This is a genomic window from Streptomyces camponoticapitis (genome assembly GCF_014646115.1).
Taxonomy (GTDB): Bacteria; Actinomycetota; Actinomycetes; order Streptomycetales; family Streptomycetaceae; genus Streptomyces; species Streptomyces camponoticapitis.
Genome location: NZ_BMMV01000040.1, coordinates 20,994 through 45,480 on the forward strand (window position 1 = coordinate 20,994; position 24,487 = coordinate 45,480).

Here is a 24,487-nt window from a genome sequence, read left to right on the forward strand (position 1 = left end):
CGCGCGGCGATGTTGACGATTCGCGAAACGTTTGTGGAGGAGGGTTCGGTAGTCCCACGGGGGTATCCCGTAGACGGCCTCGAAAACGCCCCTGAAACGCGTCAGGTTGCCGAACCCCAGCGGGCGGCGATGACGTCCGGCCGCACCGCCCGCATCCTGGCGCGGTCAGGTGTACCCGCTACACGGGCAGGGCATGCAGTTGTTTGCCATGCAGGGCGAAGACGCGCTTGCCGTCGGTAGCCACCAGCCACGCGTGAGAGTCGCCGGAGTTGTCGTTGAACGTCCAGAGCAGTTCACCAGTCTTCGCGTCGAGGGCGACGACACCGCCCCGCTTGTCGAGGTCCGTTGCTCCGTAGAGGACGCCCCCCACCTTGACGAACTGCCGGGGCACCTGGACCTCCGCGTCCGCGAGGGCCTTGGAATGCCAGATCTTCCTGCCGGTCTTCGGCTCGACGGCCCGCACCGTCCTGCTGCTGTCGGCGATGTAGAGCACGCCCTCCAGGACGTTCGGCTCGCTGAACGTGGTGAGGTGCTCGGAGTCCATCGACCACTTCTCGGCGCCGTCGGAGAGGTTGAAGGCCTGAAGTCTCTCCCCCTGGGGAACAATCACAAGATTCTGGTGGACAGCGAAGAGGCCGTAGGTCGTCTTTGTCGTCTTCTGTGTCCACACCTGCCTGCCGGTGGCGGTGTCGCGCACCGTGAGGTTCTTCTTGAAGTCGGTGTACACGAGATAGCCGCGCTTGACGGAGGCGTGGATCCCCATCTGCATGGTGCCGAGATCGCGCTGTTCACTCCACGCCACCTTGCCCGTGCTGCTGTCCAGCGCGGCGATCACGTTGGTCCGGGACGAGCCGTCTGCCTCAAGTATCTCGGCGATGACGTACACCTGCTTCTCGTCCGCCGCGATCGGCCTCGGCTGCCGGTATTCCTTGCCCAGGCGGCTGCTCCAGATCTCCTTGCCCGAAGCCGGGTCGTGACCGGTAACCGCGCCGTCGTACTTGCCGCTCGCCAGATACAGGGCGCCGTCGCCTACCAGCATCGGCGCACCGGGGACCGCACCACCCTGCAGCGACCACCGCTCCTCGCCGGTCGCCGCGCCGAGGGCGGTGAGCGGATCGCCGCTCGCGATCACCACGCCTCCCACGGCCACGAGTTCGTCGTTGTCACCGTAGGTCTGCGCCGAGGTCGACTTTGACCACGCCGGCTTGGGGCCCCGTCCCTCCTCGCGCCCGCCGCCCCCGGAGGGAGTGCCGGCGGCGGACGGCTTGTCACCCCCGGCTCCCCCGCCGTCCGCCGCGTCCTCGCGGCAGCCGGCCGCCCCCGCCGTCAGGACTGCCAGGGTGAGACCGCCCCCGACCAGCCGCAGTACTCGCCGCCGGGAAAATCTGCCAACCGACGCGCCCCCAACGGACATACCGTTTCCCATCGCCATCTCGCCATACCCCCGTGGAGTCGTAAGAACAGAAATCCGCAGGCCGATGCCGCACCTGTGCACGCCTGCGACCAGGAACGTTAGCCGCTACCAGGCGTTACGCGAGTTGCCAGGTCCCAACCGGGACAACGCCGTGAACCAACCGGGACATCATCCCCGAACACCACTCCCTTCCCATGGCACCCCGGTACGCCACCTCCGGGGTGCCAGAAGCCCCAGACAAGCCTGACCACCCCAACTCAGGGCAACCCCAGGAAGTACACCTGCGGCAGCGACAGCATCCACCATGAGGCCGCCGGACAGCACTGAGGGTGTGCGGGGTTCAGGCGCTGCTGACGCCGTGCTCGGTGCCGTGGGCGCGCCGCTCGGTGACGTAGCGGTACATGGCACCGAGCGCGAGGGCCTGGACGACGGCACCGATCGGGATTGCTATCAGGCCCACGGGGCCGGTGAAGGGGACCAGCAGCGAGGTCGGGGCGGTCACCAGGAAGGCCCACACTCCGGCGAAGCCGGCGTCTCCGGAGGAGGAGGTGAAGAAGCCGTCCGCAGCGACCCACAGGCACACCGCGAGTACAACGCCCAGGTAGCCCAGAGCCAGAGGGTTCGCCAGGTAGTGGCGGAGGGTCTGCGGCAGCGAACGCGAGGTCTTGGCCATGTTGGATCTCCTGGAAAGTCGGTATGCCCGGTGCGGGGATTGTTCTGCTGACGACCTGAACAATGCCGGCACCCGGCACCCGGCACATGAGTATCCCTACTCACGCTCGTATCAGTGAACTGACTCTGCAGACCCCCGCGTTGGCGTTGTCCAAGCGGGCCCCGGCCTGAACGAGTGAGGGAGGTGGCGGCTTACGAGTTGGTGCGTGATGGCGGGTGAGGCGTGCTTCTCCTGGTCCAGGTGCTTGTCAGGCTGTGGTGGTGCGGTCGGATACCAGGGTGGCGATGGCCTGGTAGGTGTCGGGGTTGCGGTCGCGGCGGTGGGTCCAACGCTGGAGTTGTTTGCAGCGTTTGTGGTCGGCGAGGGCGTGTTCGACGGTGATCCGCCTTGATGAGTGGTCGTGTCGCTTGCGTTCTCGGTGTTCGACGAAGGGCGCTATCGCTCCCGGTCGCAGTTTGCGTGGTGGGGTCAGGGCCTGGCCTCGGTGGTCACGGCTGAGGCCGAGGTAGCCGTCGTCGAGGAGAACCTGGACCCGGTCGAAGTGGTCGAAGCATGGGCCGATGCCAGCGGTGCGGGCGGCGGTCACGTCGTGCATGCGCCCTGGCCTGAGGGTGTCGGCCCACAGGGTGCGGCCCTGGTCGTCGGCGATGACGGTGGCCTTCATCGTGTTCTGTTTCTGCTTGCCCGACACGAACGAACGGCGGCCGCCCCGGCCTGCGGCGGGCAGGCGGACCTGGGTCTCGGTGGCGTCCAGCCGCAGCTGAATGCCTTCGGACTGGGCATAGGCGAAGACGTCCTCAAGCGTGCGCAGCCGTAACCCAGGGCGGTCCGGGACGGCGAACCCTCGGCTAGCCAGTAGCGGTCGCAGTTCACCGACCGCTCGCGTAACAGTGGAGCGGTCCACGCCGTATAGAAGGGCCAGGACCGCGTGCGGCAGGTCATGCCTGAGGTGGATGAGCGTGGCCACCAAGCGGTCCGCAAAGACCAGCCAGCGCCCGCTCCACATCCCCCGGGATGCGGAGCTGCACCTCCAGGTCGTCCGTCCCATGATGGCCGAGGCCGGTCACATCGCGGGTGAACCCGGGAACGAGACCGACGTCTTTCGGGTCGACCCTCAGGTAGACCAGGAGCCTGCTCCGCTGAGGCGGACAGACGCCGCCGTGCTCGACAGATACTTGCGGACCGTCTTGCGGTCCAGCCCAGTCTCCTTGGCCACCTCGGTCAGACTGACCGCCCCTGACTCGACCAGAGCACGGAACCGCCGCAGTTCCAGCCAGCGCTGCGGGTCCAAAACCACCGCGTCACCACCCTCCGAGACCCTTCACCGGACGAGCAGAAGAGTGCCGGGCACCACGATTCACCGCACCATCAAGCGTCCCTTTCACTCGTACGCGACCGAGGACGATCGTGTGTACGCCGACAACGGGGATCTCAACAGCTCATTTGTCCGCGTTGATTGCGGAGTTGGCCAGGCCGTGGGTAGTTGGCCTGGAGAGCTGCCGGTTCCAGGCGAGGGGCGGGGCGAGAAAGCGTGCGCCGGGTGCTGGTGCCCGGCACCGGGCTGGTGGTGATGAAGTTCGCCAGGGCCTGCCGGTTGCCGTCCTCGCCCAGGAGGGCGGCCATCGGCTCCACCGAACATACGGGTCGATGCCGACACCGGCGACCGCAAGCGGTTCTCGTCCAAGATCCTTCCGCAATGGTGCCACAAGTCGCGGAAGATCTCCGAGGTGCTGCCTATGCTCTACCTGCACGGGCTGTCGCGCGGGTGTCGGCGAAGTGCCCCGGCGCGGCGGCGGGCCTGGTAAAGGGGCGGTTCAGGAGTCGGAGCGAGGCCGTGTCCGAAGGGTCGCGTGACGCTGCCTCGGCTGTACGGCGCGACATGCGCCCCCTTCGTTCAGCGAACACCAGGCCACAGTCCTGATCGGCTCGCACGACTCATCGGACAGTCCCAGGGGTCACTGATCCGAGCCGCACTCCTTGAGCGGTCTCACAGGGGTGTTCTCGAGCGGCGGACCGTCCTGCGGGAGGGAAAGGAAGCCAGGGTCGGCCTGGAGAACACCGCGGGAGTCTCGGTGCCACCTCATGCCCGCGGAGTCAATGAACTCCATGCTCACGCGGAGGTCCTTTGATTCGCCGAAGTCCAGGCGCGGGTCGGAAGCCGCTATGCGAATCTCCGAGCAGGGCGGAAGCATGCTGAAAGTGTTGGGGGGAAGCAGCATCAGCGTGGCATCGTCGCGGATGTGGATGTTCACGACCAGTTGGTTCACCGGATCCAGTGACCGGTTGACGATAACCAACTCGTCACGGCTCTCACCCTTGGGCCGCTCCAGCCAGAACGTGACCTTTGATGCCTGCACCCTCGCCTTGTCCTCGTTCTGCTCCTTGGACTGCGCGAGCTGGTCTCCCGCGACCTGGGCAGTCCAGTAGGTGCCCCATGCGGTGACTGACAGACTGGCGGCACCCACCAGCGCCGCGACGATGAGCGCCCAGCTCTCGGCGCGAGTACGGGTCCTCCCCAAAGTCTGTCGCTCTGCCTGAATCCGGGCGTCCTCGGCGCGCAGCTCGTTGCGCCTTCGTGCGGTCCTCATGCCAGCGCGCTGGCCAGCAGTGCTCCGCGGCCTGTCTCTATCCCTCATTGCGACCCCCTGACAGTCAGTCACCCACGCAACACGAGACTATGCGGTGTCGCAACGCAGCTATGTGCCCTGGTGGGTGTGTGAGAGATACGCGCCAAACGGGCAACGAAATGATCTTGAAGCCCCGATCCGCTCGGATCTACGTGCGGCGACGCGCCGGGCGACCGAGTCGACACCGGGCCGTGCGTATCGCTCCAGGGAGCGGACGGAGGCGTGGCGGGAGCGGGCCGGCAGCATCGAAGTGGAGGTGCCGTCTTCCGCGTCGTGCGTGAGGGCACTGTGCCGGAGCCGGTGCAGGGTCCAGCCGTCCAGATCCTCGATATCGTCGGTTGAGGCGAGGGGGTTGGCCAGCAGTGGGGTGTTCTCCTCACAGATCTCCTCAGCGCGGCGGTAGGAGAGCCGGGCCGGCCGGTCTCCGGGCACCCGTCGAGCGCCGGTGTTCCGGCCGGAGCCTTGCGGTCGGTGAGGAACAGCGGGCCAAGGCGCTGCTTGAGCTTGTCGGCGGCCAGCTGCACATGGTCCGCGGCGAACTCGGCGAGGGCGCTTACCTGCCCGGCGGTGGGCAGGGCGGTGACGGTCGTGGTCATGGCTCTGGAGCGTACGGGTGCGGAACCCGGCGAATCAGCCGGGCAAGTGCAGTGCCCGGACGTCACGGACGGACCAGCTCATGCGCCCTTCGATCCGAAAGCTACTGGCGGGTTACTTGTCACCTGGTTCGATGGGGCTGTGGAGAGCCCTGGCGGAGGTGTTCCCCACCGCCCGCCATCAGCGGTGCTGGGTGCACAAGGCCCGCAAAGTCACGCACTCCCTGCCGAAGTCCGCCCGGCCCGGGGCGACGAATCCGATGCAGGAGATCTGCAACGCCGAGGACCGCGACCACGCCCAGAAGGCGATCGAGGTGTTCGCGAAGACCTACGGGCCGAAGTTCCCTGGGGCCGTCGCGGAGATCAGTGACGACGCCGGGGAACTGCCGGCGTTCTACGACTTCCGCGCTGAGCACTGGATCCACCTGCGGAGACAAATCCCATCGAGTCCAACTTCGCCACGGTCAAACTCCGCACCAAGGTCACCCGCGGCGCTGGCAGTTCCGCCGCCGCCCTGGCGATGGTCTTCAAGCTGGTCGAGTCCGCCCGAACGCTGGCGGGCGATCACTGGGCGCCCACCTTCCCGCTTCGAGAACGGCGTGCTGGTCGAGCGCGAGGATGCCGCCGCTGCCTGATCACACCTCACGCACGACAAGCACGGGATCATAAGGCAGGCTGCCGGAATGAAATCTCGAACTGATGGTATGTGGTGGGGAACGGCGATCGAGGCGCCGGACCCCAGCGGTCTGGCGAGGTTCTATGCCGAACTGCTTGGCTGGCACATCGGTCACGAGGAGCCGGGAACGGCCATCGTCGCCGCCTCACCGCAAGGACCCTTCTTCGTATTCCAGCAGGCGGACGACTATCGGGCTCCGGTCTGGCCTCCGGCCGACGGGGACCAACGCCCGATGATGCACTTCGACTTCCAGGTCGGCGACCTGGACTCGGCGGTCGCCGAGGCGGTCGCCCTGGGCGCCACGATCGCGGAAATCCAGCCGCAGGAGAACGTCCGAGTGCTCTTCGACCCCGCCGGCCACCCCTTCTGCCTCTGCTACGACGCGGCGTGACCGGCTGGATCACACGTCACGTGATCCACAATCGCCGCCGAACTCGGCTTCTCCCAGATGCACATCTCCCGCCTCCTCACCCGCACCCTGATCAAGCTCCGCACCGGCGTCCTCGCAGAACACTGACCCGCCCCCCGGAACGGAGCACTTTGATCCCTACGAAGGCTGGGCTTGGTCCGTCGTTCATATGGCGGCGGGCCTTGCGGCCCCTACCTCATGAATGGGTGGAAACCGGAGGCAGGATACTCAGAGGGGCTGGACTGCTCACAGGGCCCCGGCTGGAATGCCGACGTTGGACGTGTGTCCGGAGACCGGCCGGGCCCGGCTTTTCTACCGCCGGGCTGATGAGGTCTTCGAGGAGAGCACGCGGCTGCTGGCCAATTCCCTCTCCTCACCCGGGGACATCGAAGCCTTGGACGGGTGGACGCTCCACCGGCCCCCGCCACAGTGCCCTGACGCACGACGCCGAGGACGGCACCCCGCCCCGATCCTGCTGGCTCACTCCCGGCACGTCTCTGTCCGCTCCTTGGAGTGGCACGCCCGTTCCGGCGTCGGCGCGGTCGCACGGTATGCCGCCGCACGTCGCCGGACGTGACACCACCCATCTGCGGCCGGAGGCAGCGGCTCATTGCCCGTGGTACCTGATGCGCTCGGCCGGACACGCCGGGGTGCGGCAGTGGTCGCCTCGCGGGGGCCCGGGGCTCGGGGTTCGGGGCGGACAGCGACGCGGGGGGCGTCGGGTCCTCACGGTTGTCGAGCGCGTAGGCCAGGCACTCGGTCTGCACGTGGCAGTCGAGGCAGACGGACTTGGCCCGGTTCTGCTCCTGTCCCTGGACGAAGAGGGCGTCGGGGGCGAGGGTTCGGCAGGCTCCCTGTTCGCTCCAGTTCGACGGCGTTCACAGCGTTTCCATCCCGTGGGGGAGTCCGACGCTGTTAAACGTTCTACGGTATGGGAGCACGGGGACGCCGCTCTCGCTCAGGCACCAGGCCATGCGCTCAGCCTGTTTTCCCGCGTAGCGGCAGTAGTGCCGATCGAGGAGGCCGGGGTTCCTGACCATTTCCGCGGTTCGCTGGTGTCTGCTGATAAGGGCTCAACTTGCTGTGCGGGCCGTGTCATCTGCCCGCCGATGCCGGGCGTTTATGGGCGTCGCGTGGGAAGACGACGGATCAGAATTGCGTCCCGCGTCGGCCAGGGAGTGGACCATGCTCGAAATCAAACAGGAACGCCTCTTCGGACGTACCTACCAAGTCCTGTCGGAGGGCACGCCTGTCGCGCGCTGGTCTGCCCGCACTTGGAAGTCCGGCGGGCGCGTCGAGGTGGCCGGTCAGACCCTCGACCTTCGTTCCGCGAACTGGGGGAGGTCGTTCGAGATGCTCGAGGGAGGGGTGCTCCGAGCTGAGGCGCACCGTTCCGGCGGTCGGTGGTACATCACCAGTGAAAACGGCGACTACGAGCTGACGCGCCAGTCGGCCCTGCGTGGAAAACGGCGGCTGGTCCACGAAGAGCGCGTCCTCGGAGAGTTCCGGCGTGGTCGGTTCGGCTCTGGGTTGACCGCCGAACTCACCGATGTACCGCTGTCCCTTCAGATCTTCGCGAGCTTGGTGGTGCTTTCGCTGTGGCAGCGTCAGGACGCCGCCTCCAGTAGCTGATCAGAGTTTCACCGGCCTGGCCGCGGCGCGGAGTCGCTCGGCGCCGCGGTGGAGGTGCTGCGGAGCACGGGGCGGCCTGGGCCCGGAGACGTACCGCTCGCCGGCGGGGCGCGATCACGGACCAACAGCCCCGGTTCGGGCGGTGGTTGAGAGGGTGGCCTGCTTGTAGGGTGAGGTCCCGCCCGATGGAGATCATGCTGGTCGGAGCCGAAGCGCACTGTCCGGCAGTGGCACAGTGTGAAGGACGTCATGAAGATAGGTTTCGCCCTGCCCCAGTTCAACAACCAGGCGTACGGGGTCGTCCACACGGCCTCGTTCGCCTCCGCGATCGAGGAGGCCGGCGGCGCCAGTCTGTGGGTGGGCGACCGGAACCTGGCCGCGGTCCGGCCTGTTGTGGGCTACGGCGGGCAGGGCACCACCATCCCGCCGGAACTCAACGCCTCCGCGGACCCCTTCGTCCTGCTCGGTGTCGCCGCCTCCGCGACCAGCACAGTCCTGCTCGGCTCCCACGTCCTGGTCGCCCCTCTCTATCCTCCCGTCCAGCTCGCCCGGTCGCTCACGACAATCGACCTGATCAGCGGCGGACGCCTGCTGCCCGGCTTCGGGATCGGCTGGTCCCCCGAGGAGTACCGGGCGGCCGGCCTGGACTTCACCCGCCGCGGCGCCCGCATGGAGGAACTGCTCGACGCACTCGACGCGATCTGGACCACCGACCCGGCACAGTACGAGGGCGCGCAGCTCTCCGTACCCGAGCACCACTCGCCGCTCAAGCCGGCGCGGCGCCCACGGCCCCCCTTCTACCTGGGCGCCATGTCCGAGCCTGCGCTGCGCCGCGTTGCCCGGCGTGCAGACGGCTGGCTGCCGTTGGTCGTGGTCCCCAGCTACGTCGACATCGACGGCCTCGTCGCGCAGCGTGCGCTGCTGGACGAGCTGGCCCGGCAGGACGGCCGTGACCCCGGGAAGATCGACACGGTGCTGAGGGTGAACATCGACGCCGGCACGAGTACGGCACGGGTCGCCGACACGGTCAAGGAAATCCACGAAAGGACGGGCATCGACCACTTCATGGTCGACTCGATGTACGACGTGGACACCGTCGACGGCTCCGTCGAGCACGCCCGGGAGGTTCTCCGGCTGGTGGCGAAGGGCTGAGCCCGCGTTCTCCCGGCAAGGCGACGGTGCACGGTGCACACCCTGCAGCGCCCGAAGCCCGGGTTCTCCAGGGAAGGTGTCACCCGGCACGGCTCATGGGCGCGTAGACCCGCACCAGGGTCGACGATGGCATGCGCCGGCTCGCGACCGAACCGTTAGGGAACGGTTCGATTTCCGCCCGCAGCACCCTCCCGGCCGATGCCAGCGTGGCCGTCTACCGTTACCGCGGAATAATGAGATCGACCATCTGATTCGGTCCCGGTAGGCGACCGCGCGTGAACATCGTCACCAGGACGATCACCGCGACCGGCAGTAGTGCCCCGAGAGCAGCATCCGGCAGGCCGAGAATCGAGGCAATCGTCATCACCGCCAGGAGCACACACGACGCGAGAGCGAAGCGCACGGCCTCTCTGGGTGGTGCGGGTTTTACTCCTACGAGTTCCTCCGGCGAGAGTAATGCTCCTATTCGCCCTTCGGTATATCTCTCGGCTATTTTGAGGAGCGTCTCGATGAGCTCTTTCAGAGCGTCGAGAGGCTCGGTGTCCTGCTTTATTTCCAGGGCTCTCAACACTCCGACAACCCGCTCCGCATGTTCCTTCAAAGCGCGCTTACGATGACGTCTGACCGCCAGGGCTCCGTACCGCAGTCTATGCAGATTCCAAATCGTTCGCTCCGCGTTCTTGAGAGTGCTGGAATCGACACCTCCCCTGCTCTCCCCTTCGGATATTGCGTGATGCGCCTTCGCGCATTCCAGTGCGGCCACCCAGAGGACAGCGACAGGCCAGCACTTGGCGTAGTCAGAGAAAAGGGAGAGGTTTGCAAAAGGGGATGGATCGGGTCGGACGGTAGGGCTGGTTGGGGCCACGTGATATTCAGAGATTCTGGCCCTGCTGACACGCCTGCCGGCCTGCATGGAAATCATGATCAGAGCAAGGACGGTGAGCATCACCACAGTCAGGGAAGCAATCATGACCGGATCTTCGGTGTAGCGCTCTAAAACTCCATTGCTCCGCCCCCATTCGGGGAGTTTGCTGAACCCCTCCTTCGCCCATTCCAGTAGATTGTCATGGCCATCCATTCCCTTCGGCGTTAACTTAATCGGCAATCTGCCTGAGAGGAAAAGCAGCCATAGAATTGCAACAAAGCCGAGGCTGAGCGTCGCGAGTGCCTGGAGAATGATGCCGAGCTGAACGGCTCGAAGCCATCGTAAAGTCCAACCCGGGGCATTCTTTTCTTCACCCATGAACACGTCCCCTACCAGAGGGGAAACATGCTCACGCATATCTTCTAGAAGACCCTCCATGCGCCTGCTGGCGACTTCGCCATGTTTCTGGATGGCCCACGCCATGAACCTGACGAACCGGTCGTTAGTCAAACCAGCAAAAGCGAGCAATCCCAGCACAACGACCGCCGCAGCGAGATAAATGATCGCTGTTTGCGACGGGAGAGAAACAAGCATGCGCCCCCCTGTAGGCACCCGCGCCGTAGGCACACCCCTGTGCCGGTCGACGGCTCGGGCCGCCCGGCCGCGACCCCTAGCAGGATCAGAATGCCCGGGCCGTTGCCGACGAGTCCTCCAATCCGCAAAAGAACGACACACCGTTCCGGATGATCAAGCAGCGGCCGCATGGCTCGCCCAGGGGGTGGCCGATGCCGGATGATCCACTGCGGCTCCGGCCTGCTCGCCACCCTGCAAGCTCCGGGTGCGCCGCGTCCTCGAATCGCTCCCCGGCATCGGCACCATCCGTGCCGGTCAGCTGCTCGCCGATCTGAGCATCTCTGAGCAGCGCCGTGTCCAGGGTCTCGGCTCCGGACAGCGCGCCGGGCTCCTCGCACGTTTCTCTCCCAAGGACTGACCTGTCGCCTCCAGTTGACGCACCTGGCGTGAAAATGTCCTGCGTCCCTGCGTGCGGCTCGGTACGAGCACGGTGAAGCTCAGCCCCGCGCAGCGGAGCTGACAAGGTGCCGCTCTGAAGGCGGTTCGGCGTGCGGATGGGCGCCCGTCGCGCCCGGCGCCGTCGTCGAATTCCCCTTCCCACTCCGGTGGGGTATCCGGGCTGGCGAACTGGGGCGGGAGAAAGAGACCGCTCCACCGTGGCGGAGGAGACAGGCGCCGGCGCGGCTGCCGTGTTCGCGGCGCTGGGGTGCGCCGCTCTTCGTGCGGGGGCGGGGTCATGTTGAGGTGATGCTGTGCCGCTCTCCGCCCGGGAATTCCGTGCGCATCCGCGCATGTCTTCCCGCGGCGGCCTCGTCCATCCTCCCCAGATGGAACTGCTCGCAGCCCCATCTCCAGGATTACGCGCGGGAGCTTCCGGGTGCCGCGAGCACTCTGGGGCGGTGCATGGCAGAGCCTCGGGGCGATCCGCTCTGTCACTGACCGTCGTGGCCAGCCGGTCACCCCGAGGCAGTCTCGATTCTCGCATGCGCACAGGACGCGCCAAACGGCCCTGACCCGCGTCAGGTCCGGGGCCGCTCTTCGGGCGGGTGGTCGTGGGTGCACGCTTGGGCACCACGCCGTGGCTGGCACTCCGCAGAGTTCGGGGCAGTCGTTAACGCCCATCGTGCTTCTGCGGAATTGCGGAGTAACCTCGCCCAACGCGTCGGTGCGGCCCGGAGGAGGGCAGTGGCGGTATCGCAGCGCACTATCTTCGCGACGCCGTGGAACGCCTTTGCGTAGTCTGCCAGTTGGGATCAGTGGCGGCCGGTGCGGCTGGTATAGACCGCGAGCGTGAGCGTTTTCACCGCTGCCCGGGCGCGGTCGGCGTCCAGGCCCGTATCGAGTGCTTCCAGGGCCTCGGCCGCCGACAACCGGACCGCACGGGGCAGGCCGTCGTAGGCGGCGATCCGATAGGCAGCGGCGCGACGGGCGTGCCGCTCTTCCTCACCGACCCCCTCAGGGGTGAACGGGAAGACCGCGGCCTCGTACAGCAGGATGCCGAAGAGGACCCCGTCGGCCGTCCCCTCCGCATATCCATCGGCTCCGGCTGCCCGCAAGGCAGCCACACGCCGACGGTCGAAGAACCTGCCGGGAGGAAAATGAGTCCCACCGAGTGCCCCGGCGATCCCGGGCACCACCCCTTCTTTTTGCCCAGCCAGGGCTCGCGTGGCTGGGCATACTGGCCACCGCCGGATTCGTGAAAACAGCGGGAGGCGTCGCCGCCGGGACCACACAGCGCTCGCTACGCCAGCAACTGTGCCCGCCGCAACTGCAGTCCCGCGCGCAGCAAACCGCGGTCTGGCTGGTCGCGGGCAGTCGGCCCATCGCGGCTCTCACCGCCGGCGCCATCGCCGCGTTTTCGGGGTCGAGGCCGCCCTGCTGACAGGAACCCTGCTCTGCCTGGTCCCGGTCAGCCTGTTGTGGGCGTCACCGGTCCGGCACCTCAAGGCAAGTCGCGGTGATCTGGTCAGGAGTGACGTATCGACCTGAGTCGACGCCGAAGACGCGCGGCACCCCCGGCCAGCTGCCTGAGTGGCGCCGGGGGCTGGCGCGGCGGCTTCCGCTCCGTTTCCGGCCCCCGACCCTACTGGGCCCACTATCCGCCGTGCTGTCCCCGGATCGCCTTCCCGGATCACTCGTTCCCGCCACCGACGACGCACACCCAGCTCACGAAGAGGTCGAGCCTACCGACGCCGCACAGGTGTTCGTCATGGCTCGGATGGAACCCTCCACAGCCCGGCTCGGTAGAGTCCCCACCCAATACCCCCAACCAAGGAGTCCTTGTGCCCGTGCAGGAGAACGACACCCTCAAGTCGCGATACCAGCAGAACGTCTCCACGGATCTTGAGCAGAACACGGCTGAGCAGGAGCGAATCCGCAGGGAGATTGTCTCCTTGCAGGAAAAGTTGAGTGGTCTGGAACACGACCATGAACTGCTGGTGGGCATGAAGGCTGCGCTCGGCGAGGCCACCACCGTTCCCCGCCCGCGCCGCGCGGGGAAGAATGCGATCACCAAGAAAGCCGCCGACAGGACACCCGTCGTGAAGGCATCTTCTGCGAAGAAGACGGCCAGGCGCAAAGCGGCAGCGGGGACCAAGACGCCGGACACAGTGGAGAAAACCCCCTCGCTCGGCGACCTGATCCACCAGCACCTGAGCAAGCAGTCAGGGCCACTGACAGCTGGCGAGATCGCGAGCGCAATGAGCGCTGAGCACCCGCAGCGCAACATCAGCGACACCTACGTACGAGCCGCGACGGAGCGACTGGTGGCCCGGAGCCAAGCAGAACGGTCCAAGCAGGGTTCCACCGTCCACTACACAGCCGTCAAGGCGAACAACTCCGAGAGCACCACTACCCCGGCTGACAAGGAAACGGTGCCAGCCGGCGCCTGACCCGCCGCCACAAGCCCTCCAGACAATGACGTACGTGAGTAGATCCTCCTGACCTCAGGAGGATCGAATTACAGGATGCTCTGCCAGACCTGATGTGGACCCGAGGCACAGCGAGGATCCCTCGCATATATGCCTGGCTAGCAGCAAGGCGAGGGGCGATCACCAACAGTTGCGGTCGAGGAGGTCGTTGCTGGCGAAGTATGCGACGACGGCTAGGACGGTGCTCACGTCTGCGAGAAGGCTGGACGGCCCTTTGAGTCCGAGACCCCAGGTTCAGGAACGACCTCGACGTTTTCCGCAGGCCGCTGACGTACCGACCGATGTCTCCACTTCGCTGACGATGCCGCGGACCAGCGCACAGACCGACGGCCGCCCCGTCGCCCAGAGCCGAGGTTTCCTTCTCCGACGAGCTCTGCGAGTAGCGGAGGCGGGGCGACCGCTGGCGGGCTTGGAACCAGGCAGTGGAAGCATCACGTACAAGATCGACTGATCACTCGTGGCATGGAGCCTCTACGATGGTTTCTGGTGGGCGCCAGAGGCGGCGCGGGAAAATCAGCTGGTCGGAGGCTTATACGCCCGTTAGCGCAAGGTGCGGGCAGCACGTGCGACTGGAGATGGGGGCTGCCGGTGCGCCAGGCGCAACCGACGCTCGAATCCTTGTTCCAGCGGGATCCATGACGTGAGTGCTGCGGCGTCCAGAGCGGCCGTCTTCCGTGGCGGTCCAGCACCGCCGACCTCGCGTGCGGACCCTGTGAATGAATCGAAGAGGTGAGGCAATGACCACGATTCTGGTTACGGCGGCGAACGGCGAGGTCGGCCGGCCGATGGTCGACCACCTGTTGAACGAGGGCTTTCGAGTGCGGGCGATGGTCCGCAGCGATGACGAGCGGGCACAGCGGCTACGGGACAGAGGTGCCGAGGTCGTCTTCGGGGATCTGCTCAACTTGCGGGATGTACGCGCGGCCCTGAACGGTGCGCAGCGGGCCTATTTCGGGTACCCGGTCGGCGACGGCTTGGTCGAGGCCGCGGTGATGTTCGCGCAGGCAGCGAACGAGCAGAGTCTTGAGTACATCGTGAGCATCTCGCACTTCCAAGCTCGCCCCGACGCGCGCAGCAAGGCTACGCAGAACCACTGGCTGGCGGAGCAGGTCTTTACCCGGTCCGGAGTACCCGCGACGTACCTGCGTGTCTCCGTCTTCACGCAGTGGCTGCTCTACATCTCAGGATTGATTCGCTACGGCCGCTACGCCATGCCCTTCGATCCCGACAGCCGCTTCGCGCCCATCACCGCCAGCGATATCGCTCTGACCGCGGCGAAGCTGTTCACCGAGCCCGACGAGCACGCCGGGCATGCACTGCGCGTCACCGGTTCGGTCGAGTACAGCCATGAGGAACTCGCCGTCGAGGTCAGCAGGGTCCTTGGCCGTGGCCTTCCGTTCGAGCAGGTGACTGTGACGACGTTCCTGGAGCTGATTGGCATGCCGGACGACACCGCCAAGCTCAAGCATTTCGAGGCGTTCGCCATCGACCAGCGCGAAGGCCGCCTGGCCGGCGTCACGGACACTGCAAGGCGCATTACCGACCGGCCTCTCCAGACGGTCGAGGATTTCATCAACGAGCACCGCTCGGTGTTCGAACTCCCCTACGCGGTGCCGCCGCAAAGCTAGCCACTCACGGTCGGCCAGCCTGACCAGTTCTGCGCGGGTGCCTGGTAGTGGCCGAACTTCCAGCAACTCCTGTCGGTAGAGGCGGTGAAGGGGGCCCGAGATGGCCAGGAGCACCCGCTGCTGAGAGGGCAGGGGTGGTGCGATGACACAGCCTACTGGGCGGTTGCTGGCCCTTCGGGTACCGGACGGGTCTGCGAGTTCCTCGTCTGCCGGGACCGCTGTTTCTTCACAGGGGGCGCAGGATGCCTTCGGAGTCGGCGAGCGCCGCCTCGGCGAAGCCGTCGAAATCCAGGTTCGCGAGCGACAGGTTCGCGTGGACGTCGTGCACAGCGCCCGGCGTGGTCCTGAATTCCTGCGCCGGTGGAGAGTCGATGAGCTCCTGGTAGTACATCGGGTCGAGATCCTTGTCCTCGTCCGAGATGTTGAGAGCTAGGAGAGGGTGCTGGGCGGACTGCATCGTTGTCCTGTCAGCTACGAACACCACGCTGAGCTGGTCGTCCTGCCGTACCGCTGCACGGACGGCGGCGGGTGTCGACCCGGCCCAGACCGGGTCATCGACCAGGTGGACGCGGGCTTCGTACTCCCCGCCGGCCCCCGATGGCTGGGAGACCTCTGCCACGATCATCTGCCACGCCGTCTCGTCGGCGTAGTCGGTTCTGATGATCAGAGCGGCGAATGCATCACGTCCAACGATCTCCGGCAGCACCATCACGTTCCCCCCTTGGATGAGGGCCTGACTGTTTCACAGGGCTCCGACAACGTCTTCGCCCGTTTCTGAAGGCGTTGACACCTATTTTCACCGGCGGGGGTGTCAACGGTGGTACTGCCGGACGTGAACGCGGCGCCGCCGAGTGAGGCGTCTTAGCCATCCAGTGTCACGGGCAGATTCGGGAGAACTAGTCATCCAGCGGCCGGGCCACGGCACCGCACCGACCCCGGCCGTCGACGAGGCGGTCTGTGCCGCTGGATCTCTTGGCAGCCAGGACGAGGAGGGACGACATCGACAGACCTTTCATGAGCCGCTCCCACGGTCGTCCGTCCCAGCACGTCGGCGACGCCGCTCCTCCTCCAGCTGTTGATGCTGCGCGAGTGCCTCGTTGGTGTCCGCCCAGACCTGCCATGACCCCTTCATCGCCTCGAAGTCCTCCGTCTGGGCCGGCAAGTTCTCGCCTCGGCGCCAGGCGAAGACGCACTCGATCACGTGGTCCACGGTGCGACTCACCACCAAGGCACGATGGCGCCCGTGGAGCGCGACTTCCATGACATCGAGGTCCTCCCTGTAGCGCACCGCGTCAGCGAGCAGTTCACGGAGCCCGTGGTCCCGGACCTCCAAGGCCGCCATCCGCGTATCGCGCAGAAGAGGCCACCACTCCTCCTCCCAGACCTTCTCAGCCGCCCGCTGCCGTGCGTACTGCTGCTCCTCGCTGTCACCCCGGGGCGACCTGTATGGGAACGCGTCGTGGGGAACCTGTCGCGCTTTGGCGAACAGTGCCGCGAGCGTGGTCGACAGAGCGCTCGCTACCGCAATCCGTTCTGTCGCGTCACGGGCCGCCTGGGCATCGGTGGGCTGTTGGTCCGCCACCCTTTTCGAACCGATCAGTGAGATGGCGGCGCCGATGAATACGCCGAGATGGCCAGTGAGGGGCGATATCCAGTCCATTGGCTCATGGTTGCCGACGGGCGAGAGCTCCGGAGAGGGAACGTTGTGGTTTCCCACAGAACCCGCCCCTGCCCTTTCAAGTAGAAGTCTTTTTGTCATGAAAGCGACATTAGTACCCAAATTCCGCGCGTTATTCGTGCACTCGCCGTGTCACGTTCGGGACGTGTCACTTTGACACTTGGGGTGGAGGACGGCTCCGCGTCGCGTGAGTAACGGCCCCAGATGGCGGGACCTTCTCACCTCGCGTGGCCGCTACGCTACGAGCCTGGCCTCCTGCTCGGCGGCAGCGATCTCGGCGGCCTCCCGCTTGCACACCTCGGCCACGGGTTCGGTGAGGCGTCCCGTCCTCCGGACTCGCGAAGCCCGCTATCGAGCAGGCCGGCACGTGTGGCCAGCAGACGCGGTGCACCTGCGACGCATCCGGCACCAGCCACGTCCGTGGTGACTACGGTCAGTCGGCCGACGGGGCCTGCTACCAGCACCCTGCGGTCCGACAACGTACTGAGGGCGCACAGGTGTTCGGCACGCACGGCTACGAGCGCCCACGCGGTGCTGGACAGTTGGTTGCGGATCAGTATTCGCCCCATGACTGTTCACGGCCGAAGTTGCATGTCCACAGGATGAGTTTCACGTTGTTGCCTTTCCATCCGTGCGGAACGGCGAGGCACGTGTTGGTGAGGGTGTCGTACACCAGACGCCCGGCCTTGTCCCACGACCACTGGTGAGTCTGCGAACAGGGCGCCTGGACCACCGGTTTACCTGCTTCGGGGATCCCTGCCACGGCGAGGCAGAGCCCGCTCGACTCGCTCCTCAGCCACACGACGGGGTTGCCCCACCCATCGAGATTCTGAGTCTCGACGTAGAAGCGCTTCGCCCACGAGTTCGGGTTGCAGTCGAACTGGGTGGCCTGGATACCCGGGGTTTTCGAACCGCCGGGAATCGACATGCATTTCTCGCTGTGGGATGCGTAGATTCGAAGGCCCACCTCTGCTGGACCGGCGGCGCTCGCCGTGGAGGCGGGGGCGCACATCATCGCGGCAAGAAGGGCCACGAGTGCCGTACAGGTCTTCGTCAGTCTGGGACGGCTTCGCACAGTTCTCCATCCAGCGGCGGTTCACGGGCAGTTGCACCGATCGTTCCAGGTGACAACTGCCGTGACCAGCCATCCGGCCAAGTTGAGCACGACCTGACGACGTACCGCACGGAGATGTCCGGGATGCTGTGAGCCGCCGGGCACAGCATGTGGTGTAGTCGACGAGAAGCGATGGCCTCCGTACGCGACGTACGTGGACCGCAGGCACGCGGCGCGCGAATGCTGCCTCCAGGGCGACGACCTGCGTGCGGTACCGGGCAAGGGGGGAGCCGGGGCCGTCGACAAGCTGGTACGGAACCACCGTCCTCAGCTCTCCGAGTGGTATGACGCTCTGGACCACTCGCTTGAATCGGTAGTCCAGGCCGCTCCGGACCTCCCCGAATGGGCCGTGTCGGTGGCCAAGGGCGAGCTGCTGGACTGGCACCGGACCCGGGAATACCTGACCAGCGCTGTACTCGACTACCACCACGGCGACACGGGGTCACGCCCGGAAACCGTGTTCGGCAATCTGCGCTACCACTTCTCGGCGGGCGCTTCGGTGGAGCTGGTTCCCGGTCTCTGACCGCCGTTGGAGCTTCGAGGTGAGCCGCTGTGCCACCGACCCCGTGCTGAAGGCGCCAGGCCGGCACGGCTGGCTGACGTAGCGTTCATGTCGCTGCGAAAGTGACATGAGTACACAAATTCCGCGCGTTATCCGTGCATTCGCCGTGTCACGTTCGAGGCGTGTCACTTTGGCGCCTGCTTTAGCCTCGAAGTTTCGTGACGGTCCGCCGACGGAGTCGGTGGACCGTTTTCGTGGGGTGAGGCTGTGTAGGCCCGAGGGTCCGAGTGTCGCCTCGGGGTGGCGCCAGCCAGCGCCCGCTGATACCGCGGTGTCCAAGCCGGCCCAGGGTCACCCCCCGGGCGCCGCCGCCGCCGTGTCGTGCGTGTTCGCCGCCACCTTCAACGCGAGGAGCGACGCCACCAACTCGTCCGCCTGGGCCTCAAGGGCGGCCCGGTCCGCCGCCGCGTCCTTCCGGGCCTCTGTCCTGCGGTTGCGGCGCTCGTTCTCTGACGCGCCCAGGTACAGGAGCGCGGTGGTGATGACCGCACCGCCTCCCATGGTCATCAGTTCGCTGTTCATGTACCTCGGGACACCGAAGCGGGCCCACGGGTTCCCGCTTACCCATGACTGGCTTTATTCACGAGTAGTGGCTCTGGCTCAAGTTCTGTGACCCGGTCACTGTCAGTGATCACTCGGCCCCTTCGAGCTGTGGGTGAAGTCGCCTGAAAATGATCCCTGGGCAACGCAGTTGGGCTGCATGTTCAGGGCCGTGGAAGAGGTCCTGCTCCGGCTCAAGGGGTTGTTGTTCCCGTCGATCGCGAACGTCGCGGTGCTGTCGGTGGACGTGAACATCGCGATAGTGCGCGTTGACGCGCAATGCACCGCCGGCGGCGCCGCGTGCCCGGTCTGTGGCACCTGGTCGAACCAGGTTCACGGTTCCTACCTGCGGTTTCCTGCTGACGTTCCCAGCGGAGGCCGACGGGTCGTCCTTCAATTGAAGGTCCGGCGGTTCACCCGTGGACATTCGGACTGCGCACGCCGCACCTTCGTCGAGCAGATACATGGTCTGACGCGCCGGCACAGTCAGCGGACCGAACGGTTGCGCTCGACCCTGGCGTCGGTCGGCTTGGCGCTCGGGGGCAGGGCCGGGGCCCGCATCGCCGGTGTTCTCGGCGTTTCCGTCAGCCGCAGCACGGTGCTTCGTCTGGTGGACGCGCTTCCCGAGCCCGAGGTGGCCGCACCACGGGTTGTCGGCGTTGACGAGTACGCGACCCGGAAGGGCCGCCACTACGGCACCGTCCTCATCAACATCGAGACCCGCCGCCCCATCGACCTGCTGCCCGACCGGGAGGCGTCCAGCCTGGCGGCCTGGCTCACCGCGCGGCCGGGCGTTGAGGTGATCTGCCGTGACCGGGCGCCGTTCTTCGCCGAAGGTGCCACCGTCGGCGCTCCACAGGCGGTCCAGGTCGCGGACCGCTGGCACCTCTGGCACAACGTGAGCGAGGCTGCCGAACGGGCCGTCGCTCAGCACCGCCGCTGCCTCCGCGCCCTTGTCACGGCCGCCCCCGGTCCCGATCCGGAGCCTGCGCCGGAGAAGGATTCCTCTGGCTCGCCATGGCCGACCGGCCATCGTTTCGCCGACCGCACCAGGGCCCGGCACGCCGACGTCCACGCACTGCTGGAAGACGGGCACAGCCGTCGCTCGGTCCAGCGGCAGCTCGGCATGACCTGGCGAACCGTCAAGCAGCTCGCCGAGGCCAAGACTCCGGAGGAGCTGTTCACCGGCCAGTGGCAGAACCGGCCCTCGGTCCTCGATGACTACAAGCCCTACCTGGACGACCGGTGGAACGAGGGCTGCACCAACACCTGGAAGCTGTGGGAAGAGATCGTGCCGCTCGGCTACAAGGGCAGCTACCAGCGCGTCCGCGCCTACCTGCACAAGAAGCGAACCTCCCCACGACCGGTAGTCGCCCGGCCGCCCTCACCCCGAACGGTCGCCGGATGGATTCTCGGCGACCGGAAACCCTTCCCGAGCCCGAACAACTGCTGCTCAAAACCGTGTGCACCCACTGCCCCGAGATCGACGCGCTCACCCGACACGTCCGCGCCTTCGCCGTCATGCTGACCGAGCGCCAGGGCGAGCGTCTCCCGGACTGGCTCGTCGCCGTTCGGCAGGACGATCTGCCCAGTCTCCATACCCTTGCCGCCGGCATCGACCGCGACCGCGATGCCGTCATCGCCGGTCTCACCCTGCCCTGGAGCTCGGGCGCAGTCGAAGGCCACGTCAACCGCATCAAAATGATCAAGCGGCAGATGTATGGACGCGCGGGCTTCAACCTCCTGCGCAAGCGGGTACTGCTTGCCTCCTGAGCGCACTGTCAGTGGCCAGTGCGACGATCCCCAGACGGCCGCGCGAGGAGAGACATGGGCACCTGGGACATCGGCCCCTTCGACAACGACACCGCCGCCGACTTCGCCGGTGACCTGGACGAGGCAGCACTGGAAGAGCGCGAAGCCATGATCCGGGGCGTGCTCAAGCGTGCCGCCGGGCCCGCGGACTTCCTGGGTATCTACGACGGCGAGCGAGCCGTGGGCGCGGCGGCTCTGGTCGTTGCCCAGCATTCTGACGACGATCGGGCGTGTTCGAACTATGGCCCTTCAGAGCCGCTACCGGAGTTGCCTGCAGACCTTCGAATGCTCGCCGTCGACGCCCTGGATCAGGTGGTCTCCAACCGGTCTGAACTCGCCGAGCTGTGGGCCGAAGCCGCGAACTGGTCGAAGTGGCGCCAGGACATCAACCGCCTCCGCGACGTCCTTGACCCTCCGATCCCGCCACAAGAGGAAGCCCTGTTCGAGATCTAATCGGTGACTCACAGTCACGGACCACAGAACCTGAGCCAGAGCCCGAATTTTGACAGCGCTGGGGGTACTTGCCAGGGCAGCATCAGGGTGCTCCTGGTGAAAGGTCCTGGTCATGCCGCGGATGTCCAAGGTCGAGCTGTACGCGGCGATCCGGCGTGATCACCGTGCCGGCATGAAGATGCGTGAGCTTGCCGCCGACTGCCCGTTCAAGCCGGTGATCGACGAGATGCTGCGGACGGAACAGCGATACTGGCGGTTACCGTTCGTCGCTGCACAGCGGCACCTCCTGCACGCACGGCGAGATCGGTGCGCACCCACTGGAGACGGACCGCCGGGCGGGATCACCGGCGACTTCCGCGCGGCCTCAGGCTCGACCAGTCGCACCTGTAGCCTCCGGCTACTCTCTTCGAACGTCTTGTTCCCGGTCGGCGGCCCGCGCCCTATCCTGCTGAGATGGGTCAGCTTGCCACCGCAGCCGCATCGGCAGTGTCGCAAGCGGTGCCTGATGGCTCGCCCGGTAGCTTGCACTGGTGGCTGCTAGTCGGCGGTAGCGCAGGCACAGTGATCACGCTCGTGCTGAGCAGCGCCCTGTACTGGGCTTCCTGCCGACGGGTCGCTCCTGGCCTCGAAACAGGCAGCTTCTTCATCGGCCTCGCCGGGGGCACAGGGTTGTGTACCACCTTCTGGGGCGCAACGAAGATCGTCTACGAGGCACCAAGCGGACCTCCAGCCGACACCAGCGCATTCCTCCTCCTGCTCGCCGCGAGCGTCGGCGTCACTCTGTTGGGGGCATTTTTCCTGAACCCCACACGCCTTCATCCGAACCACCGCTCAGAGGTCAGCCCTCCCGTGGGCCCGGTGGGTAAGCCCCTAGTCAGGATCGCTGGCGCGGCTGCTCTGGCCGTGGCCGTGCTGGCAATACTGGGCACGGTCGGCATCCTCCACCTCAGCCTGGTCAAGGCCGTGGCGTGGGCCTACCTCGGCGTGGGGTACGGCCTTCTCGCAGCAGGTGCAATATTTGCGCTCGTATTCATCGTGATGGCTGTGATCGCTCCCGGCAATGACAGCGGCGGATCCTGAGGGCAGCTCTCCCCATGCTCGCTCGCGTCCTCCCGTCCGGCTGAGACTGAGCGTCTGAGTTGGCCCGGCCGAGCGTCGTTGTTGGCCCGCAAGGTAGTGGTCAGCGTGTTACCTGCGAGAAGGGGTTCGAGTGAAGTCACATGGGTAGCTACTTGAACAGGCTGTTCCGAGAAGGTTCGGTGGGTACGCCGGAGATCGAATCCCGGGCCCGTGTGGTCGCACAGTTGCAGCCTGGACAATCCAGCTGGACCAGCCAGCAGATGGCACTCAAACGTCGGCGGCCTGCCCCAGACGGCTCGGTTCGCCGTGATCAACAGCCACCACAAGATCACACCTTCACGCCTCAGGAAGGGCACGCCGATGGTGGACGATGAGCTGATGCGGATGATGCTGTACATCCGCACCGGGCACCGTTGCCGCAAGGCGTTACCAGATCCTTGGGAGGCCAGGTACAACGGGGGGCAGTCGATGCAGTACTGCCCGGTCTGCGGCCTGGATTGGCACGTTATGTACGGTCGCTGGGAACCGTTTATGGACGTCGACAGCGGCCGCCAGATGCGGCGTGGCCCGATAGCCATCGCCCCGTTAGCCCACTACTGGGATTGGGGCAGGTTCTGGCGCAGAAAATGAGCTCGCCGTGAACTTCACCCCATGCCAGGCCGCAGCGTTCAAGGAGTACGGTTCCAAACTCGGCACGCTCATGACCAAGGCACAGCCCCGCCAATTGAAACGCACCCCGGACAGTTCAAGCACTGATCGGCCGAATGAAGCGCCGGCCACCGCTTCTTCGGTGCCAACCATGCCGCTCAGTCACACCGGCGCTCCCTGTCCTGAGGAGCCAGGACAGGCTTGGACGTCGTCGACCGCCCGATCGTGCCGGGCCGCCTGCTGCTATCTCTCGCGAACATCCACGGGTCCCAGGATCCGCAACTGCCTGTCAAAGCAGCAGACAAACGCTGCTGCTTGAAGTGAACGAAGCCACATGACTGTCCGTCATGCGGGACGCAAGCGCTTAACGGCGGGGATGCGGTGAATTCCGCCGACGTGGGTGCTGGTCCTCGTCCCCGCCGTCCCGGCGCGGCGTCACACCCACCCCATAACCCAGTTAGCGCCACGGCACTTGCGCGGCGCTAACCCTCTGCCCCTCCACCGTGGCAACCGTCCGGGGCAGCAGGACTTTTCTCACTAGGGAGGACCCATGAACACCGACCACCGCTTCATCACCGCCCTCATCGGCGCCGGATGCACGGTGTGTCGGCCCCATCCCAGGACGTGTCGTCACGTAGTCATGCTGTTTGGAACGAGAGTGCGAATGGGACCGGGTCCCTGGCCCGTCTCGGATCGGGACGGGCCAGGGACGCTGGTCGGGTCACTCCTGGGGCGCGGCCCGGGGGTACCGGCGTCGCCACTGCGGCAGCAGTCGCCAGAGCTGTCCGCCGACGACGAAGGCGATCACCGAGAGCAGGTAGAAGAGCGGCGTCCAGGAACCGCCGGCCGTGGCGCCTGTGGCGCCGTCGCGGAGGGTGATGGTGGCCTCGTTGATCACGTAGCGCACGCCGGGCCAGTGGAAGTCTCCGGTGGCTCGGGGTTCGGCGGCGCGGACGCCGGCGGTGAAGGCGGCCTTCCCGGCCACCGCGAGGAGCCCGGCGATCACATGCACCATGATCAGCCAGACGGCGCCCATGGTGTATGAGGGCCGGGGACCGTGCTCCCCGTACTCGGCGGCCAGGTAGCCGGCGGCAAGGCTCCGCAGGTCGCCCAGCCCGAGGATGGCCTCGGCGGTACCGACGTCGGCCGCCGCGGCGTGCAGGTTGGCCCGCGTCTCGCGCCGCTTGGCGCGCTTGGACCGAAGGGGCAGGTTGTCGAGGTGTGAGTCGAGCGTCCACACGGCGCGTTCGATGCGCAGCCGTTCGGCCAGGGTCAGCTCTGAGTCACTCGTGCGGTCCGCGCGGCCGCCGAGGCCGAACTCACCTCAGCGAGACCCCTGTCGGGCAACGGCTTCAAGCTGCCACTGGCCCGCAACGTCATCGTCGGCATGCTGAACGAACTGGCTGAGGAGCAGCGATGACCACCACC

The 24,487-nt window shown here is 66.4% G+C and carries 20 protein-coding genes and 5 pseudogenes; 13 read left to right on the forward strand and 12 right to left on the reverse strand.

From position 1 onward, the window contains the following. Window positions 1–178: 178 nt before the first annotated feature. The 4 genes and pseudogenes from IEY79_RS35705 to IEY79_RS35725 form a co-directional block, all read right to left on the reverse strand. Entirely contained in the window at window positions 179–1,414 is a 1,236-nt protein-coding gene (locus IEY79_RS35705; RefSeq protein WP_189111824.1) for a PQQ-binding-like beta-propeller repeat protein, read from the reverse strand. Between the two features lie 340 nt (window positions 1,415–1,754). Next, the gene (locus IEY79_RS35710; protein ID WP_189111825.1) at window positions 1,755–2,087 is read right to left on the reverse strand and encodes an SCO4225 family membrane protein; all 333 of its coding nucleotides are present in this window, start codon (window positions 2,085–2,087) and stop codon (window positions 1,755–1,757) included. Between the two features lie 247 nt (window positions 2,088–2,334). Then, a pseudogene (locus IEY79_RS35715) lies at window positions 2,335–3,290 on the reverse strand (transposase). A 752-nt stretch (window positions 3,291–4,042) separates the two neighbouring features. Further along, window positions 4,043–4,675, reverse strand: coding sequence for a hypothetical protein (locus IEY79_RS35725; RefSeq protein WP_189111827.1), 633 nt, complete (start codon window positions 4,673–4,675; stop codon window positions 4,043–4,045). 760 nt (window positions 4,676–5,435) lie between these two features. Here IEY79_RS35725 and IEY79_RS35730 point away from each other — a divergent pair. The 3 genes and pseudogenes from IEY79_RS35730 to IEY79_RS37805 form a co-directional block, all read left to right on the forward strand. Further along, window positions 5,436–5,942: pseudogene (locus IEY79_RS35730) on the forward strand (transposase); the annotation flags it as partial. 48 nt (window positions 5,943–5,990) lie between these two features. Beyond that, window positions 5,991–6,374 carry a VOC family protein gene (locus IEY79_RS35735; RefSeq protein ID WP_229701411.1) on the forward strand — a complete coding sequence of 128 codons (384 nt, stop codon included), beginning with the start codon at window positions 5,991–5,993 and terminating at the stop codon, window positions 6,372–6,374. Between the two features lie 24 nt (window positions 6,375–6,398). After that, window positions 6,399–6,500 (forward strand): annotated as a pseudogene (locus tag IEY79_RS37805) (RNA polymerase sigma factor SigF); the annotation flags it as partial. A gap of 620 nt (window positions 6,501–7,120) precedes the next feature. Here the strand turns inward: IEY79_RS37805 and IEY79_RS35740 are convergent. Continuing rightward, window positions 7,121–7,264: pseudogene (locus tag IEY79_RS35740) on the reverse strand (WhiB family transcriptional regulator); the annotation flags it as partial. A 313-nt stretch (window positions 7,265–7,577) separates the two neighbouring features. Between IEY79_RS35740 and IEY79_RS35745 the strand changes: the two are divergent. Next, window positions 7,578–8,024: a hypothetical protein gene (locus IEY79_RS35745; protein WP_189111828.1), complete on the forward strand. Its 447-nt coding sequence runs from the start codon at window positions 7,578–7,580 to the stop codon at window positions 8,022–8,024. Window positions 8,025–8,273: 249 nt separating this feature from the next. Next, window positions 8,274–9,176: a TIGR03619 family F420-dependent LLM class oxidoreductase gene (locus IEY79_RS35750; RefSeq protein ID WP_189111829.1), complete on the forward strand. Its 903-nt coding sequence runs from the start codon at window positions 8,274–8,276 to the stop codon at window positions 9,174–9,176. A 220-nt stretch (window positions 9,177–9,396) separates the two neighbouring features. Here IEY79_RS35750 and IEY79_RS37810 read toward each other — a convergent pair whose 3' ends face one another. Beyond that, window positions 9,397–10,635 carry a hypothetical protein gene (locus tag IEY79_RS37810; RefSeq protein WP_229701412.1) on the reverse strand — a complete coding sequence of 413 codons (1,239 nt, stop codon included), beginning with the start codon at window positions 10,633–10,635 and terminating at the stop codon, window positions 9,397–9,399. A gap of 244 nt (window positions 10,636–10,879) precedes the next feature. Here IEY79_RS37810 and IEY79_RS35760 point away from each other — a divergent pair, with 244 nt between their 5' ends. Beyond that, window positions 10,880–11,032, forward strand: coding sequence for a hypothetical protein (locus IEY79_RS35760; RefSeq protein WP_189111830.1), 153 nt, complete (start codon window positions 10,880–10,882; stop codon window positions 11,030–11,032). Window positions 11,033–11,867: 835 nt separating this feature from the next. Here IEY79_RS35760 and IEY79_RS35765 read toward each other — a convergent pair. Next, window positions 11,868–12,179: a hypothetical protein gene (locus tag IEY79_RS35765; RefSeq protein ID WP_189111831.1), complete on the reverse strand. Its 312-nt coding sequence runs from the start codon at window positions 12,177–12,179 to the stop codon at window positions 11,868–11,870. A gap of 723 nt (window positions 12,180–12,902) precedes the next feature. On the opposite strand from IEY79_RS35765, the gene IEY79_RS35770 reads away from it, so the two are divergent. Then, window positions 12,903–13,505, forward strand: coding sequence for a hypothetical protein (locus tag IEY79_RS35770; protein ID WP_189111832.1), 603 nt, complete (start codon window positions 12,903–12,905; stop codon window positions 13,503–13,505). A gap of 776 nt (window positions 13,506–14,281) precedes the next feature. Further along, window positions 14,282–15,172 carry an NmrA family NAD(P)-binding protein gene (locus IEY79_RS35775; protein ID WP_189111833.1) on the forward strand — a complete coding sequence of 297 codons (891 nt, stop codon included), beginning with the start codon at window positions 14,282–14,284 and terminating at the stop codon, window positions 15,170–15,172. Between the two features lie 226 nt (window positions 15,173–15,398). Here the strand turns inward: IEY79_RS35775 and IEY79_RS35780 are convergent, their stop codons facing one another. From IEY79_RS35780 to IEY79_RS35790, 3 genes are all read right to left on the reverse strand, one after another. Then, window positions 15,399–15,881 (reverse strand): DUF6924 domain-containing protein, encoded by a 483-nt coding sequence (locus IEY79_RS35780; RefSeq protein ID WP_189111834.1) that lies wholly within the window; start codon window positions 15,879–15,881, stop codon window positions 15,399–15,401. Window positions 15,882–16,184: 303 nt separating this feature from the next. Next, window positions 16,185–16,832, reverse strand: a complete 648-nt coding sequence (locus tag IEY79_RS35785; RefSeq protein WP_189111835.1) for a hypothetical protein — start codon at window positions 16,830–16,832, stop codon at window positions 16,185–16,187. A gap of 571 nt (window positions 16,833–17,403) precedes the next feature. Further along, window positions 17,404–17,865 carry an RICIN domain-containing protein gene (locus tag IEY79_RS35790; RefSeq protein ID WP_308426718.1) on the reverse strand — a complete coding sequence of 154 codons (462 nt, stop codon included), beginning with the start codon at window positions 17,863–17,865 and terminating at the stop codon, window positions 17,404–17,406. Between the two features lie 253 nt (window positions 17,866–18,118). Here IEY79_RS35790 and IEY79_RS35795 point away from each other — a divergent pair, with 253 nt between their 5' ends. Beyond that, window positions 18,119–18,487 (forward strand): hypothetical protein, encoded by a 369-nt coding sequence (locus IEY79_RS35795; protein WP_189111837.1) that lies wholly within the window; start codon window positions 18,119–18,121, stop codon window positions 18,485–18,487. Window positions 18,488–18,817: 330 nt separating this feature from the next. Here the strand turns inward: IEY79_RS35795 and IEY79_RS35800 are convergent, their stop codons facing one another. Further along, window positions 18,818–19,048: a hypothetical protein gene (locus IEY79_RS35800; RefSeq protein ID WP_189111838.1), complete on the reverse strand. Its 231-nt coding sequence runs from the start codon at window positions 19,046–19,048 to the stop codon at window positions 18,818–18,820. Window positions 19,049–19,238: 190 nt separating this feature from the next. Between IEY79_RS35800 and IEY79_RS35805 the strand changes: the two are divergent. From IEY79_RS35805 to IEY79_RS35820, 4 genes and pseudogenes are all read left to right on the forward strand, one after another. Continuing rightward, window positions 19,239–20,839, forward strand: a pseudogene (locus tag IEY79_RS35805) (ISL3 family transposase). A 54-nt stretch (window positions 20,840–20,893) separates the two neighbouring features. Further along, the gene (locus tag IEY79_RS35810; RefSeq protein WP_189111839.1) at window positions 20,894–21,331 is read left to right on the forward strand and encodes a DUF4259 domain-containing protein; all 438 of its coding nucleotides are present in this window, start codon (window positions 20,894–20,896) and stop codon (window positions 21,329–21,331) included. A 453-nt stretch (window positions 21,332–21,784) separates the two neighbouring features. Further along, window positions 21,785–22,411, forward strand: coding sequence for a hypothetical protein (locus tag IEY79_RS35815; RefSeq protein ID WP_189111840.1), 627 nt, complete (start codon window positions 21,785–21,787; stop codon window positions 22,409–22,411). Window positions 22,412–22,717: 306 nt separating this feature from the next. Next, window positions 22,718–23,041 carry a hypothetical protein gene (locus IEY79_RS35820; protein ID WP_189111841.1) on the forward strand — a complete coding sequence of 108 codons (324 nt, stop codon included), beginning with the start codon at window positions 22,718–22,720 and terminating at the stop codon, window positions 23,039–23,041. A gap of 739 nt (window positions 23,042–23,780) precedes the next feature. On the opposite strand, the gene IEY79_RS35825 is transcribed toward IEY79_RS35820, so the two are convergent. Beyond that, on the reverse strand, window positions 23,781–24,299 hold the full coding sequence (locus tag IEY79_RS35825; protein WP_229701415.1) for a hypothetical protein: 519 nt from the start codon (window positions 24,297–24,299) through the stop codon (window positions 23,781–23,783). Window positions 24,300–24,487: the final 188 nt, after the last annotated feature.